The following is a 14,634-nucleotide window of genomic DNA, read 5'->3' on the forward strand; positions in this document are numbered from 1 at the left end:
CAGCCTAGCCCACGGGACGACCTTTGAGACCGCCTTTTGGCTCAAAGTCGAGGTGGAAGCCCGGTCTTCAGGCTGGAACCGACCCCATAGCAGGGCACTTTGAATCCGCCGTCGGGAACGACAGAACACGCCCACAGCGTCACAGCCCATTTTCACCATCCCGGAGGCGAAGGTAAACAAGTTTTACCCGCAAACGAGTAGATTGGTAATTGACATCCGCCGGGCACTAGGCTAACATGAAAATCAATCATTAAATGAGAAAATAATGAGAAAATTTATAATTAGGAGCGATGCGTATGCCAAAAGGTGTCAGTGCACAAGATCTTTTCAAATTAAAATCGGTGGCTCAGCCGTTAGCCGCTGCCGGCCAAGTCTTTTTCGTTGAAAATAGTATTGATGAGGCTGCCAATGATTATCGCGCGCAGCTCAAACGTGTTGACGCCGCTGGTCATACTCAGACGGTCGGTGCCAATGGCAAGCTCAACGTGCAGCCGGCAGTCGCTGGTGCGCAGCTCTTTTACGCAGCGACAGTTGGCGATGCGAAGGCCCAACTTTTCCAAGTGGCTTTAGCGGGTGGCGAGGCCAAGTTGGTCACCACGACCACGCCTGATGAGGCCGTGAATACGGTTATCGCTTCAGCGGATGGCACTAGCGTCTTCTTTAAAACGACAGAAACGGCTGAACAGCCAAAATTACCAAGTCCCCAAGCCTTCCCGCAAACGCGGCACGTGGACAAGCTCATCAACAAGGCCGATGGCTACGGCTGGTTGCCACTAGATGTGACCTACCGCTTACGCCGACTGGAAGTCGCCACCGGCGAAGTGACTGAGGTTTGCCAACAAGGCTTCGATTTTAGTTTGACCTCCGTCAGTGATGATGGCCGCTACGTCACGGTTTTACAGGACGATGACCCCGCCGATGAACGGAATTTTGCGCATGGTGCCTATAGTTTGGATACCCAGACCGGCGCAACAGTTGACTTGACCGCTAGCCTCGCCCACGGGCACTTTGAGGACGCCACGTTTGCGCCCGATGGGGTTCATGTAGCCTTGATTGGTGACGATGGCCAGGCTGGCCGGCATACCGTGGCGACCCTGTACCTGGGCAACCGCGAAACGGGTGAGCTGACCGACGTGACGCCAGACTTACAAGCCGACCTGGCGCCTGAATTTGCTGGCGACTTCGTGCAACAGGCTGGCGGTAAATTAGTTCGTTGGCTCAGTGCCGACCAGTTTGTCTTCGCCGCTTGCTTCCACGCCCATAGTCAACTCTACGTGGGGGATGCCAATGGCGTGAAATTAGTGGATGACACCGCGCGTCAGATTGTGGACTTCACCGTGGTTGATGAACAGACTGTCACTTTGGCCGTGTCTTACCAAGACAAGCCGAGTGAATTGGTGACGTTAAACGTGGCGACCGGTCAAGAGACCGTCGATTACGATCCCAACGCCGCTTACGAAGACACGCATGAATTTGCCCATCCACAGCGCTTTGATTTCGAATCCGAGGATGGTCAAGCGTTAGAAGGCTGGTATTTACCAGCGCAAACGACGGCGCCTAAGGAACCCGTCCTGTTGTACGTTCATGGGGGGCCACACGCCAACTATGGCGAAACCTTTTTCTATGAATTCCAAGTGCACGCCAGCCGTGGTTTCGGCGTGGTCTTCTTCAATCCTCGTGGGTCAACCAGTTACGGGCAGGCGTTTGAAAGCAACGTGAATGGTCACTACGGCGAGGATGACTTCAACGATGTGATGACTGGCCTCGACGTGGCGCTCGAGAAGTTTCCACAGTTAGACGCCGACCGACAATACATTGCCGGTGGGTCGTACGGTGGTTTCATGACGACCTGGGCCGTGGGGCACACCAAGCGCTTCGCCGCCGCGGTTTCCCAACGGGCCGTCACCAACTGGATCAGTTTATTCGGGACCAGTGATATCGGTTTTTACTTTAACCCAGAAGAACTGGACGTCGACCTCTTTGCTGAGGGCGGGGCGGAATCTTACTGGAAACAGTCGCCGCTGGCCTACGCGCAAAACGTCACGACGCCAATTCGCTTGCTCCACGGAGAGTGGGATATGCGGTGCCCAATCAGCCAGTCGGAAGAATTCTTCATCGCGGTCAAACGCAATGGGGTCGACGCCGACATGGTTCGCTACCCACAAAGCTTCCACGGCATTTCCCGTGGTGGCCTGCCAAACTTACGGGTCCAACGGCTGGACGACATGACCGAATGGTTCACGGCACATCCCTCTGTTCAAAAATAAGCGGGATTGCGGATGATTGGTCACCTGCGGCTTCCAGGGTTCCACCTGCTGTGGGACCGGTTCCAGCCAAAGGGCGGGCTTCCACCTCGCTTGGAAGCCACGAAAAGCGCGTGTCTTCCAAGTCGTCCCATGGTGTAAACGACCAAAGAACAGTCGTTAACACCATCGACACAGCTGGCGCCACCCTGGCTTCCTCCGGTTAAGATTGATTGTTATTTAGATAATTGTATTTTAAAAGGCACCACCACGGATTAGTCTGTGGCGGTGCCTTTTAAGGTACAATGAATCACTGTGTTGGCAGTGGTAGTAAGCTAAGCGGTCAATTTATGGCTACGAGCCAGACGAGCGCTCAGCCGTTGGACCGGTGAAAATGATTTCGCCAGAGTTAGTGACCAGAGGTGGGCCAAGCCGGCCAGCTGTGTCGATGGCCTTGACTGAGTGACTTTCTCAGTCTAGAGCATGGGACGACCTGAGAGACTGGTGGTCTGCCAGGCTTTCAGGCGAGGCGGAAGACCGCCCCTCAGGCTGGAGCCGTTCCCCACAGCAGGTCGACTTGAGCCCACCGTCGGGAACGAAATCCAGCGAACATTTTCACCAGTCCAGCAGGGCTAACAACCCGGTTTGGCCCGTACCCGATGGATTGGTTATGTACAGCCGGGGATGAGAGGCGTATCCTAGCAGGTGATGCTTTTTTCTTAGAATTGAATTGGTGAGTGCACTATATATGGATAAAAAAATAATTTCAGGATCGTTTTGGCTCTCGTTTGGGAGCATTTTTTCACGGGTGCTGGGAGTTGTCTACCTGATTCCCTGGTTGGCGATGATTGGGTCGCCCGCGCACCAAACCGTGGCTCAGGCGCTGTTTAACACGGCCTACACGCCTTATGCGTTGTTCATTGCGTTAGGGACGGCGGGCTTTCCGTCAGCGATTGCCCGGCGAGTCGCGTTCTTCAATGGTGAAGACAGTTTCATTAACTCCAAACACATTGCGTTTGCTGGGTTCGGCTTCATGGTGCTTTCCGGAATCATCTGTGGGGGCCTGCTGTATGGGCTTGCGCCGGTGCTGGCCGCCAACAGTCCGGTTAGCTCGGTGGCCAATGCCACGATAGCGATTCGCTGTCTGGTACCGGCAATCGTGATTTTGCCCTCGATGAGTATTTTACGGGGCTGGTTCCAGGGAAATGGGGATCTCAAACCGTTTGGGATTTCACAGTTGTGGGAACAGTTCATCCGAATCATTGTGATTTTGGGTGGCACCTACCTGCTGCTTGAAGTCTGGCACCAAAGTTACGTTCAGGCCGTCTTCATCAGTGTTGCCGCGGCGTTTGTCGGGGCGATTGCCAGCTACCTGTACCTGCTGGGCCACCTCTGGCGCCAACGGGGCACGTATCGGCAGTTGACGGCGCGGAGCCAGACCGGAAAGCAACATGCTGCTGGTCAGCTGTTAAAAATGATTGGTTACGAATCGATTCCCTTTGTGATTGTCGGGTCTGGGATTACCCTCAGTCAATTAGTGGATCAGTTATTCTTTAAGCAAATTATGCAGGGCCTGCTCCACCAGTCGGCGGCGATGACCCAGTATGTGTTCACGATTTTCTCGGCCAACCCCAACAAGATTACCACGGTGATTGTTTCGTTGGCGATGGCGGTGGCGGAAACGTCCTTGCCGCTGTTGGCCGGTAAACTCGGGAACATTAAGGAAAATCGTCCGCAAATTGGGGCGTTGTTAACGAATAATTTCCAGCTGTTAACATTTGTGCTGTTACCGCTAGTGATTTTGGTCAGCGTCTTTGCCTACCCAACCTACGGTATCTTCTTTAACTTCGATGGGGCCGGGGCCACGTACCTGGTCGCCAACGTTTGGCAGAGCCTGGTGTTAGGGTTGGCGTTGGACCTCCTGACGGTGCTACAGGCGCTGCGGATGAGCAAGAAGGCCACGACTTACCTATTGACGGGCTTGGGCATTAAAATTGTCCTGCAACTGCCAATGGTTTACTGCTTCCAAGGCTACGGGGCGCTGTTGACCACGGCGATTGCCTTTGGCTGGATCACAGTTGTTAGCTGGCGCTTAATTCGCCGGAGCTACGCGGTCAAGCTGCGGGCTATCGGACCGATTGCGCGGTTAAATTTGGTCTTTGCGGTCGCCGCCACGATTTTGGTCGACGGTTGCCAGTGGTTGATTGGGAATTTCTTCTTCACCAGTAAGTTACTGGCGATGGGCTACGTCGGCGTCCTGGGACTGATCACGTTAGGCATCTATCTGTGGTTAGCTAACCGGTTAGGCGTGTCAGAATTGATTTTCAAGCGACCGATAAAATTAGAATTACATCGTTAACAAGGTTTGGCTACTGGCCAAGCCTTTTTTCGTGCGACAAGTGATGAATGCTGATAACGTAGGGTTTGCAACCACTTTTGCAACGATTACGGGCGCAACTAGCCCGGGCAAAGTGCGGCTTGTTCGCTTTTGTTTGCTAGGCAGCCCGGTTGAATTTGGGTATGATGAGGACAGTCTAAGAGGGGATGAGAAGATGGAAAATCGGTTTAGTCAGCAGTTGGGAAAGCTTCGGCAACAACGGCAATTGTCACAGGAACAGTTAGCCAGCCAGTTGTTTGTTTCCCGGCAGTCAATTTCCAAGTGGGAGCAGGGGGAGACGTCGCCGGATTTAGATATGCTAGTGAAGGTGGCCAATGTGTTACAAGTTGACCTGAACGAATTGATTGGTGGTGAGCAGCCCCAACCGGCAGCGCAGACAACGACGGTCGAACACGAGGGGCCCCGTGATTACTTGCGGCGATGGAACGGGCGGCCGATGAATGGCTGGGAATTTCTAGCCGGTTACTGGTGGTTACTGTTTCCATTGATCGGGTCGATTGGTTGGGCGTTGCGGGTAATTACCGGCCATTGATGGTATTGGCTGGTATAAGTCGTGTAAAATAGTAAGATGTCTAGGTGAATAAACCCCTTAAAGGTTTGCGGACGAAGGACTTTAGGTCATCCGGTAACTTTTAAGGGGATTTTAGTGTGTGGTGAACAAATAGCTGGAAGGTGGTGAAGGCATGGATATTGAGTGAGTTCTGGCAGTTTGGGAGTGGCGGCATTGGTTTGGGTCGTTAAACTTTCTCTCGCCAGTATATCCCGGTCCTTGCGGCCTCCGAAACGTGTTCCACAGGACAGCTGGTTCCGCTTAACAACGCTAAGCAAATAGGCGGCTGTAAGGCTACACTAGTTTGAGTCGTTAGACATTCTCTCGCCAATATATCATATATCCGGGTCCTTGCGGCCTCCGAAACGTGTTCCACAAGGCAGCTCCTTCCGCTTAGCACCATTAAGAAAATAACCCAGGCCCGGGGTTATTCCCTTAATGCCACTAATGCTCGGGAGCTAACCGCCTTGTTCCACACTCTTAACCCAAAAATCCCCCGTCGCGACGTACGACGGGGGATACAGTTTATTTCATTTATGAAGGTTGGAACTGTTTATGAAGCTTAGATTAGTCGGCGACCACGTTACCAACGCGGGCGTAACCAACAGCGTGCCACCATGGGGCGTGAACGGCTTCGGTCACAACACCACGGTTTTGGGAATCAATCATCCGACCGTTACCAACGTACAAACCAACGTGGGAGATAGAACGCTTAGACCCACCGAAGAAGACCAAATCACCCTTCTTGATGTTCTTGTAGCTCACGTGCTTGTACTTGTTGTATTGGGCTTGGGCAGTCCGTGGAATCTGCTTAGAAGCACCCTTCTTGTAGACGTAGCTGGTAAAACCAGAGCAGTCAAAGCGGGAAGGACCAGTTGAGCCCCAACCGTAAGGCTTACCTAATTGGGCTTTGGCAACCTTGTGGATCTTGTCGTAAGAGATGGTGCTGTCAGCTTGGGCGGTAGCGGGTTGGGTAATAGCAAACCCGGCAATAGCAAATGCGATAGTGGCCATAACAGTCAATACGATATCAGTAAACGTCTTCTTCATAAATGTAAACAAACTCCTTAAGTTTTATTTTTTAGTAGTAAGTGTTACTCGTTGCGAATCAACATGCTTAATACTATCAGGGAGTTGTTACAGAAATGTCTCAAAGCAGTATCAATCGGATTAAAGTGAAAATTAAGTTTTGCAATATAAGTCGTTAATCAGCGGGATAGGCGTGTGGGAAATGCCGGTGGGCCGCCATTTCAGGGGTCAAAGTGATTTGTTGCAGCCGGTTGGTTGTTCGTGACATAAAGAAATATGTCAGCCGGGTTAAATCGATAATTCCCCGATAATGGGTGTAATTATGGTTACCTTGGTCGCGGCGAGCGGGGTCGTACGGTAAAATAACGGCCGCTAACCAGTCAAAAAGTTGGGTGACGGTGGCGTCGGTCGTGGCAATCGTGGGGGTGCCCCAGCGTTGAACGGCCATGTGGATGAAACGCCGAGTGGGGACCGGACCCGCGGGGAGTGGCGCGCCACTCGCTATGTAGGATTTGGCGGCGGCGATGGTGGCCGGGGTGAAGTCTGCGCCGGGAACGCCGAGAAAGTCGTTGAGATTTTGCAGGTGGGTGGCCAAGACCGGGGTGTTGGTCAGAACGGCGGCCGCGTCAGGCTCAGCGGTCAGTGGGCCGCCGGTGGGCTCGATGACCAGCGTCTGCCCCGACCGGTCACTGAGAATCCAGTGGAAGGGGTAGACGTACTTGTCCGCGCCCCATTTGCGACCGACGAGGGTCACGTGGGGCAGGTCGGCCACGACCTCGGCTAGCGTGGCGTGCTCGCCCAAGACCCAGTTGATAAAGTCTTGGGGCGTCAGGTTCGTGTGGCCGGGGACCGGGTCGTCGGCGTAATCGACGGCGCCGGGTAGGTAGAGCTCAGCACACGTGAGACCGTTTTCATTTACGCCATCGGCCATCAGGTACGCGGAAAAGTCCGCCGAGATGCGACCGCCGCCCAGTAAGGCGTAACGGGTGGTGCGCGTGGTATTCAGGGCCGTTTGCCAGGGGTAGTGCCGGGGCAGAAAAACCGGCCGCCAGGGTGTGGTCGTGGGAAAATCCATGGTTCGCCCAAAAAAGTGGTGGCCTGTCGCGGCCGTATAGGTTAGACTAGTACACACAAGGGATTCCTCCTTATTATAGGAAATTGACTTCAGTATACCATTGAAATTGGCCGGGACTGTGGCTTGTATTCCCGGCACGAATCTCGTAAGCTATTAGAGAGAAGATTTACCCGAATTTTGCGGCTTAACTCTGGAAGGGAACTGGGAAAATGAAATCGACATGGAATTTGGTGGGGATGGCACTCTGGCTGCTCGTCCTCGTAACGCTGGTCTGGATGGTCCACGACATGCGCGTGCGGCGGATTCGCCTCATTGTGAAGGAACACCACAGTTTTTCGTGGCAGAACTTTACCATTTCAACGATTGAGCTGGTCGTTTGGCTGGTGTTCTTCGGTGGGATGAGTTACACGACTTTCTTCCAAAACGTCAACCAATTGGGCGACCGGGTCAGTCAGACTACCCGTTACGAACCACTGGTCATCAATACCGGGAGTGGTAGCGGGTCCGCGTACTACGTGACCGTGAACAACAGTACCGGGAAGAAGCCCGTACAGACCTATACATACCTGACCGAAGGGGAAAAATACCAGGTCAGCAGTACCGACGCGACCGTTTCGGCGGGCAAGAAGGCCATTAACCTGCCGGCTTCGGCGTACAAGTGGAACACCAAGCAGGTGGCCAAGTATGATCAGCGGCACCAAAAGGCCTGGGTCGGCGTCATCGAAACGACCTACAAGAAGTCCTTCGTTAACGGCATCGGCCTCCACGCGGGCCGACTCGCCAACCGCTTCACTTTGATTCGGATTCCGGATCATTCGTTTATGATGAGTGAATAAAAATATCGCCTATAAATCCTTGATATAACAGGATTTATAGGCGATTTTGGATTCTCTACGTGATTAGTCGGTTTTGGTGAACGACTCTGGTATGCTGAAAATTGGAGGTATTAGTGGTGTGCATCTCCTTAACGTAAAACCACACGTCCTGACAGTTGATTTTACGTTAAGGCCTGCGATTCTTTATGGCAATTACCAATCCCAGAAGGATAACAAGAATCCAGATACTAATTTTCAGCAAATTAGTATTTTTTAAGCTAGCTGTTAAGATAATTGACAAGAACGCAACTACTCCCCAGATTAATTGCCAATGAAATCTCCACATTATTGCCAACCCCAACTCACTAAAGTAACTTTGTTTTTTACCAGCATTGTCTTAATTTTAATTCCGCCTGGAGCACTAGTAAAGTACCCTGCTGTATATAGTGCGAACTTTACGGCTGTAAAATCAATTTTACCACCAGGCATTAAAACGCCAGTCGCGCCAATTCCATATTTTAATCCGTTTGTTAAGTCTGATTTAGAAATATATGTGGTTGTATAGGCTCCCCTCTTAGTTACCTTGGTAACGCCTTTGTGGAATTTAGTAGATCTTGCGAGAGTGGACTCGGACTGAGTTACGTTTAAACCTGTTGAGAAGGGTGAGCTAGCTAGCCAGTTATTTATGTGGGTGAGGTAGGTTTCCAAAATATCGCGTTCACTGTCAGACATTGTTGATAATGTTGGTGAGGTTACGAAAGCTCCTTGTTCAGGAGAATACGCAATCTTATCTGAAATCTGGTTCAAGAAGGCAATATTATCAACCGAAATGGATAATTCTGGATTTTGTTGTTCTGCGTTCGTGACTACTATATCATTTGGTCCAGTTTGCTGTAACGATGATGCATAAACTGGTGAGGCCCCTACGCCAGCTAGAATGGTTGTAGCAGCTATCACGATACCAAGTGTTGTCTTCATTATTGTCTCCTCCTAGAATGTGTGCGGAGTTCGAATCTGATCTTCGCTAACTCGATACTAGAAGTTTTTTTGGCGGATAGTAAGAAGCTGCTCGTTGCGTAAAGGCTATGTAAACTGTTAGGTTCCCACCAATCATGATTTAATTGGATATAATTGTAACTGTTATGGGATTGGCTACAACGTTTATGTTAATAAAAATAAGGAAGTGAAATGGCATAATGGAAAACTTTGCTACGCGTTTGAAAATGGCACGTCTTGCCCAGGGCATTTCTCAAAGTGATGTCGCAGTTGCTTTACATATTTCTCGTCAATCTATTTCAAAGTGGGAGAATGGTCGCACATATCCGGATTTAGACAATCTTATTTTGCTGAGTCAACTATACCAGATTTCACTTGACGATTTATTACAACGTGATTTAAATTGCGTGAATCAGTTACAAAGTGATACGTATCGAGTCGATTGTCCAATTAACAATCGGCATTCAAAAAGCATCAATACGGGTATTTTACTTCTTGTGCTCAGTATCGTATCTTCTTCAATTTTGCCTCTAGGCTTAAGCATTCCAATATATGTTCTATGGCGTAATAATGCTAGGTCTAATAGTTTTTTTAAGATTAATATAATAACTTCCAGCATAGTTATTTTATTCAGTCTTTGGAGACTATATACCATTATTAGTGGTGCTTACACGCACATGTTATTTTGTCGATTTTTCTGAAGATTGCGGGGAGTTATCAGGATCACGTCAATTGTGTTTTCTGAATTGAATTGGCGGAACGAGGATTCGTGTTGGCTCTGGCAGTATTTTTATACCAGATTTGGCGCGACCAGCAAAAGCCAAAAAATAAGCCTTCCCTCAAACTCTAGACGGTTTGGGAAGACTCGCAACATGAGTTGAACTTAATCGGCTATTGCCCTTTTAACGGCTAGCTAATATCTGAGAAGTTGGTGTACGACCACCAGCTTCTTTTTGATTGGCTACAGTATAGCATGAAACTTTGGGATTAGCAGGTAACTTCTCTTGGTAAATTAGAACCAGAAAATGGTATAGACGGTATCGACCAGCAGCGTTGCGTAGGCGAAGACAACCATGTAAATTTGGAAGAAGGTCCCCAGCTGGCTGACCCGAACGTGGGTGGCCACTAGTAGGTTGTTTTGTCGGTAGATTTGGCGCAGTTGGCGTTTGGTCGAGAACATTAGCCATTGCGAAATCCCAACGGCGATGGCAAAAATCGCAATCAGACTCAAGACAGCGGTCGGTGAACCCACCCCAGGGAACATAACAATCCACAGCATTGGCAAAATAACGGCTGCGAGAAAGATGTATGAAGATACTTGTATCCGTGGTCGGTAGGCGTCATTCACGCGCTTCTCTGCCGGATGTTCTTGGAAAAATTGGTCCTGCGCAATGGTGTGACGGGCGAGGTCCTGGACACTGACGTCGTATTTTCCCGCTCGTAAACGGTTGTAAACGTGAATCAGGTAAAGTGTCAGGATGACAAAGACGACAACAAAAACAGCATAGACGATGAACACGGTTAGTAAACCCGTAAGCATGGGTGGTCCTCCTAAATGATTTAATGACTTATATTATAAGCGTCGTAGCGGAGAGAAGAAACTGGTGGACTAAAAAAGTCCGCTGGCAACTGAGCCAACGGACTAGGGGTGTTTAGATAGTATGGTGACAACGGGGTGACCCTATTTCTTGATGACTAAGGTCTTGTTCCCGGTGATGTAAGTGCCATTGGTGAGAACCAGCCGAGTGGTCAAGTTGTGCTTCTCAATCCGCTTGATTTTCAGCGTGGTGCCGCGCTTGTAGTGCCGCACCTTGCCGCTCAAGTTTACCTTATGGTAGGCGTTGAGGCCGTGATTACCGATGACACGGATAGTCTTGGGGTTGGCGTGGTAGTAAGTGTTACGGACAAAATTGGCATTGGCCGTGATGTAGCCGGTGCGGCCATCAAGGGAACGGACACGGTAACGGAGCCGTCCAGCATTGGACCGGGCGTAACCGGTGACAACAAATTGGGGCCGATTTGGCCGAGTCTGCTTGGTGTACCAGTGTGCCCGAGTAGACTTGGTGAAGGTTGGCTTGTTGTAGAGCGCAATCTTCTTGGTCGCGTAAACGGCTGAGCCCTTGACGGCAGAAACTTTGGTGGTGTCGGCTTGGTCGGCGGCGCCAGAGGTCGTGAGGGATGCGCTACTACTGGTTGCGGTAGCTGGGGTAGTGCTTGATGTGTTGCTGTTTGCGCTGCTTGAAATACTGTCAGCGTTACCTGAAGTCTTGGTACCGGGGTGGTCACTTGGTGTGTTGGCGGTTGCGTCGTTGGTGTAGTAGTAACTGACCGTGGCTGTATTATTCGTCTTGGCTGTGTCAATGTTTGCCGTTGCAGGTTTATTAGCGTCGCGTGTGTAGCCTTTGATGGGAACGTTCACGCCCTGTAGATCTGTAATTTCGGAAGCAAACAAGGGGTCATCGGCGCCGATTCCGGATTCGATTGTCTTGGTTTGAATGACATGGGTTGGATCCGCAGAATCATAAAAGTTTAAAGTAATCTTGACCGGATTTTTTGCGCCGTTGAGGGTCATATCGCCAGGGACATACTGATAATAATACTTATCGATATTCGCATATTCCCCGTTGAATAATAGACCATAAAAAACTTTTCCGGTAGTTGCATTAATAAGAATGGTGTCACTAGTCATGTCAACGAAGTTGTATCCTGGAAGTGCGTCTGCCAAAGAACCATCAGTAGAATCATAGTAAGGATAACTGTCATTTGTAGGATCAGGACTGACGATAGTAAGGTCATTACCCTTATTAGGAGTGGTGGGTTTCAGGATAAAAACGCCACTCCCAGAAAGCTCAGCATGGTCAGGAACTTCTGCAGTAACGGAAGACGTGTCCTGAGAACTGGCCCTCACATTAATAGTTGGTTGGTTAATGGCTGTCATCAAAGCGACTGAAAATAGCAGGAATGGAATGGTCCAAAGTCTATTTTTCATGATTCATACCCCTAGTGTATTTATTTGGTACCTAAAGTATAAGTCGTAAAATAAATAATAACAATATTAGCCGTCAATTGTTTATAATTTGCAACAGAAACCAAAAAAGCGGGACAATTTGATTGGAATTGTCCCGCCAGAATTAGGCGGCAATATTTAGTGATTGTCGCCGATTAAATTAGGTTAAAAGTCATTCGGATTGGCCGCTGCCGGCTCGTAGTCGTCCATCTGCGTATCGCGGTAGTCCCACCACTCATTCTCGTAGCCGAAGAAGCCGGCTTCCTGCATGGCCCGGTCTAAAATTTGGTAGTGCTTCTCCTGAGTCGCAGTCCGGGGATGGTCCCGGTGAGCGGCCACGGTGAAGTCATCGAATGGCGTCTGCATTTCCAATTCGTTGCCGTCGAGGTCACAGAGCGTCAGGTCAAAGGTCACGCCCTTTTGGTGAGAGAAATTGGGATTGGGCTTCGCCACAAACGAAGGGTCCGGGTAAACGTCATATAATTTTTCTTGAGCCGGGACAGGCCGGTAAGCGTCCCAAACCTTTAATCGGTAGCCCTGTTCGCGCAACAAAGCATTAGCCTTGGCGAGCTTCTTCGCCGTGCCGGTCCGTGCAATGGCGGTCGTGAAATCATAAATCACGTGATGGGTAAAATTGTCAGGGGTGGCATAGCGCAGGTCGACCAGAATGCTGGGGTCCAGCGCTTGAACGTTGGTAAAGCCAGTTTCGAGTTGTGTCATGGTGCACCTCCAAGTGAATTTATGCTGGGTGTCGGTTTTGTCAGCGCCTTATGAGTCAAAGGCACACAATCAATAAAAGTGTCAGCATAGCTGTTGTGACCAGTATACCGGGTTTCAAAGGGGAAAGCTTGTGAAGTGGCTTGGGAAAACCTGGTTAGGAATTTAACGAGGACTATCGACCAAATCCCATTAATAGATAGTAGTTGAACGATTGAACGACTAGTGGCGTCGGCCATTTTCTTTAACGCCAACCAGGGGAACCGGAGGCAGTCAGGTGCGGAACCCTGTGTCGGTGGTGTTGGCCGGGTGATTTTCCCGGCCTTACAGCACGGGCCGTCGTCAAGACTTGCGGGCTGGGCAAGGCTTGGCGACGAGGTTGGAGACCGTTTCTCAGGCTCCAGCCGTACCCCACAGGGTGGAAGTACCTGATTGCCGCAGGTGAAACGGAATTAGCGCAAAAGAAAAAACGGCCGACTCCCTAAGGAGGTCAACCGTTAGTCGGGAAACACGAAAGTCACTCAGCTCTCGCATCTCCCATTTTACGCGTTTTACGATATTTTCTAAGCAATATTTCTCGGTTGGTTAACTCACTAGCCAATCACCGGGCGTGTTCCAAATGATCCTGGGCGTAGATGCCAATGTCGGCCACGTGAATCGTGCCAGCGTGCTGCTTGCCAATCGTGGTCAACAGGCCAATCTTGTTGTAGGCCATGGTGGTCGTACTGTCGGCCACGACCGCGACGCCCATGACATCACCGGTGTCGGCGTTGATGCCTGAAGGCACGTCGATGGCCACGGTCTTGGCGTCCGCCGCGTTAATCGCGTTGATGGCATCCGCAAATTTACCAGTGACCTCACGCGACAGGCCCACACCGAAGATGGCGTCGACGATGACGGTGGCGTTGACCACGTGGTTCAGGTCGTTGGTCACCGGAATGCTGTAGTAGTTCGCAATTTTTAATTGTTGGCTGGTCTGCGGCGTGGCCTTGTCGGGGTTGCCCAGCAGGTAGATTTCCACGTCAATGCCGCGAATCTTGAGTAGGCGGGCGACCGCGATACCGTCGCCGCCATTGTTGCCGGTAGCGGCCACGACCACGACGCGGCTCAGGTCGAAGTCGTCATTTAAAATGTTGTTGAAAGTTGCCAAGGCGGCTCGTTCCATCAGGACTAGCGCGGGGATGCCGATCACGTTGATGGTGTGGGCGTCGTAGCGCTGGGCCTCGGCAATGGTAATGGCTTTACTCATAAAAATCCCTCCTTAGTAGGGAAAGGCGTGGCTAGTGGGATTCGGACTGCTGGTCACGGAGAACACGTGATGAAAGTAGCTGGAGCTGGGTGGTGATGTTGGCGTAGTCAAAGTCGCTGTCTGGCGGCGTGGCTTCCTGCCACCAGTCGTGGAGCACGGCAATGGCCTGTTTGACCAATTCTTGGCCGTCAGTGGTGAGCTTGAGACGCCGGTTGCGGCGGTCATCGGGATCGGTTTCTTTTTGTAGTAAGGACAGGCTGACGAGGTGCTGGACCATGCGGGCCATTAAGCCCTCGTCGACCGCCATCGTCCACGCGGCGCGCCGTTGATTGAGCTGGCTGGTTTCGGAGACCAGCACTAACAAATAAAATTCGGTGATGTTGACCGGCATTTTGTCGGCCTCCAGAATCTGGTTCATTGCCCGCTGAAACTGCCGGTGGAGGATGGCCAGGTTCGTGGTAAAGTCTAATATCGAGTCTTCCATGAGTCGCCCCACCTCCTAGTTTACTAATTAGTCATGTCCGGTACGTGGCACGTTGACAGGGCCTCCGGGCT

13 protein-coding genes are annotated in these 14,634 nt (G+C 50.9%); 5 read left to right on the forward strand and 8 right to left on the reverse strand.

All coding sequences use genetic code 11. The annotated features are described in order from the left end of the window. Positions 1-296: 296 nt before the first annotated feature. The 3 genes from ACEPST_RS06665 to ACEPST_RS06675 all read left to right on the forward strand — a co-directional run bounded on the left by ACEPST_RS06665 (position 297) and on the right by ACEPST_RS06675 (position 5,173). Positions 297-2,267, forward strand: a complete 1,971-nt coding sequence (locus ACEPST_RS06665) for an alpha/beta fold hydrolase (RefSeq protein WP_395390583.1) — start codon at positions 297-299, stop codon at positions 2,265-2,267. A 724-nt stretch (positions 2,268-2,991) separates the two neighbouring features. Then, complete coding sequence (locus ACEPST_RS06670) at positions 2,992-4,602, forward strand: polysaccharide biosynthesis C-terminal domain-containing protein (protein WP_204121683.1); 1,611 nt, start codon at positions 2,992-2,994, stop codon at positions 4,600-4,602. Positions 4,603-4,795: 193 nt separating this feature from the next. Continuing rightward, positions 4,796-5,173 (forward strand): helix-turn-helix domain-containing protein, encoded by a 378-nt coding sequence (locus ACEPST_RS06675; RefSeq protein ID WP_204121684.1) that lies wholly within the window; start codon positions 4,796-4,798, stop codon positions 5,171-5,173. A 585-nt stretch (positions 5,174-5,758) separates the two neighbouring features. On the opposite strand, the gene ACEPST_RS06680 is transcribed toward ACEPST_RS06675, so the two are convergent. Next, positions 5,759-6,241: a C40 family peptidase gene (locus ACEPST_RS06680; RefSeq protein WP_203639643.1), complete on the reverse strand. Its 483-nt coding sequence runs from the start codon at positions 6,239-6,241 to the stop codon at positions 5,759-5,761. Positions 6,242-6,395: 154 nt separating this feature from the next. After that, the gene (locus ACEPST_RS06685; protein WP_204121685.1) at positions 6,396-7,352 is read right to left on the reverse strand and encodes a linear amide C-N hydrolase; all 957 of its coding nucleotides are present in this window, start codon (positions 7,350-7,352) and stop codon (positions 6,396-6,398) included. 152 nt (positions 7,353-7,504) lie between these two features. Between ACEPST_RS06685 and ACEPST_RS06690 the strand changes: the two genes are divergently transcribed. Continuing rightward, entirely contained in the window at positions 7,505-8,131 is a 627-nt protein-coding gene (locus tag ACEPST_RS06690; RefSeq protein ID WP_204121686.1) for an LVIS_2131 family protein, read from the forward strand. A 324-nt stretch (positions 8,132-8,455) separates the two neighbouring features. Here ACEPST_RS06690 and ACEPST_RS06695 read toward each other — a convergent pair whose 3' ends face one another. Then, a complete protein-coding gene (locus ACEPST_RS06695; RefSeq protein WP_395390584.1) occupies positions 8,456-9,088 on the reverse strand; it encodes a hypothetical protein in 633 nt (210 codons plus the stop codon). 218 nt (positions 9,089-9,306) lie between these two features. Here ACEPST_RS06695 and ACEPST_RS06700 point away from each other — a divergent pair, with 218 nt between their 5' ends. After that, entirely contained in the window at positions 9,307-9,807 is a 501-nt protein-coding gene (locus ACEPST_RS06700) for a helix-turn-helix domain-containing protein (RefSeq protein WP_204121688.1), read from the forward strand. Positions 9,808-10,118: 311 nt separating this feature from the next. On the opposite strand, the gene ACEPST_RS06705 is transcribed toward ACEPST_RS06700, so the two are convergent. The 5 genes from ACEPST_RS06705 to ACEPST_RS06725 form a co-directional block, all read right to left on the reverse strand. Beyond that, positions 10,119-10,646, reverse strand: coding sequence for a hypothetical protein (locus tag ACEPST_RS06705; RefSeq protein ID WP_204121689.1), 528 nt, complete (start codon positions 10,644-10,646; stop codon positions 10,119-10,121). Between the two features lie 141 nt (positions 10,647-10,787). Beyond that, the gene (locus tag ACEPST_RS06710; protein ID WP_204121690.1) at positions 10,788-12,095 is read right to left on the reverse strand and encodes a DUF5776 domain-containing protein; all 1,308 of its coding nucleotides are present in this window, start codon (positions 12,093-12,095) and stop codon (positions 10,788-10,790) included. 183 nt (positions 12,096-12,278) lie between these two features. After that, positions 12,279-12,833 (reverse strand): M15 family metallopeptidase, encoded by a 555-nt coding sequence (locus ACEPST_RS06715; RefSeq protein WP_204121691.1) that lies wholly within the window; start codon positions 12,831-12,833, stop codon positions 12,279-12,281. 598 nt (positions 12,834-13,431) lie between these two features. Then, positions 13,432-14,079: an NAD(P)H-hydrate epimerase gene (locus ACEPST_RS06720; protein WP_125765202.1), complete on the reverse strand. Its 648-nt coding sequence runs from the start codon at positions 14,077-14,079 to the stop codon at positions 13,432-13,434. Between the two features lie 31 nt (positions 14,080-14,110). Further along, entirely contained in the window at positions 14,111-14,563 is a 453-nt protein-coding gene (locus ACEPST_RS06725; RefSeq protein WP_125765201.1) for a MarR family winged helix-turn-helix transcriptional regulator, read from the reverse strand. Between the last annotated feature and the right edge of the window lie 71 nt (positions 14,564-14,634).

It is taken from the genome of Levilactobacillus sp. FUA 3915, from assembly GCF_044053135.1.
In the GTDB taxonomy this organism is placed as follows: Bacteria; Bacillota; Bacilli; order Lactobacillales; family Lactobacillaceae; genus Levilactobacillus; species Levilactobacillus lanxiensis.

What these genes read in the sequence shown, in the direction of transcription:
- ACEPST_RS06665 (WP_395390583.1), top strand. Translation starts at nt 297, where the DNA reads ATGCCAAAAGGTGTCAGTGCACAAGATCTTTTCAAATTAAAATCGGTG.
- ACEPST_RS06670 (WP_204121683.1), top strand. Translation starts at nt 2,992, where the DNA reads ATGGATAAAAAAATAATTTCAGGATCGTTTTGGCTCTCGTTTGGGAGC.
- ACEPST_RS06675 (WP_204121684.1), top strand. Translation starts at nt 4,796, where the DNA reads ATGGAAAATCGGTTTAGTCAGCAGTTGGGAAAGCTTCGGCAACAACGG.
- ACEPST_RS06680 (WP_203639643.1), bottom strand. Translation starts at nt 6,241, where the DNA reads ATGAAGAAGACGTTTACTGATATCGTATTGACTGTTATGGCCACTATC.
- ACEPST_RS06690 (WP_204121686.1), top strand. Translation starts at nt 7,505, where the DNA reads ATGAAATCGACATGGAATTTGGTGGGGATGGCACTCTGGCTGCTCGTC.
- ACEPST_RS06695 (WP_395390584.1), bottom strand. Translation starts at nt 9,088, where the DNA reads ATGAAGACAACACTTGGTATCGTGATAGCTGCTACAACCATTCTAGCT.
- ACEPST_RS06700 (WP_204121688.1), top strand. Translation starts at nt 9,307, where the DNA reads ATGGAAAACTTTGCTACGCGTTTGAAAATGGCACGTCTTGCCCAGGGC.
- ACEPST_RS06705 (WP_204121689.1), bottom strand. Translation starts at nt 10,646, where the DNA reads ATGCTTACGGGTTTACTAACCGTGTTCATCGTCTATGCTGTTTTTGTT.
- ACEPST_RS06710 (WP_204121690.1), bottom strand. Translation starts at nt 12,095, where the DNA reads ATGAAAAATAGACTTTGGACCATTCCATTCCTGCTATTTTCAGTCGCT.
- ACEPST_RS06715 (WP_204121691.1), bottom strand. Translation starts at nt 12,833, where the DNA reads ATGACACAACTCGAAACTGGCTTTACCAACGTTCAAGCGCTGGACCCC.
- ACEPST_RS06720 (WP_125765202.1), bottom strand. Translation starts at nt 14,079, where the DNA reads ATGAGTAAAGCCATTACCATTGCCGAGGCCCAGCGCTACGACGCCCAC.
- ACEPST_RS06725 (WP_125765201.1), bottom strand. Translation starts at nt 14,563, where the DNA reads ATGGAAGACTCGATATTAGACTTTACCACGAACCTGGCCATCCTCCAC.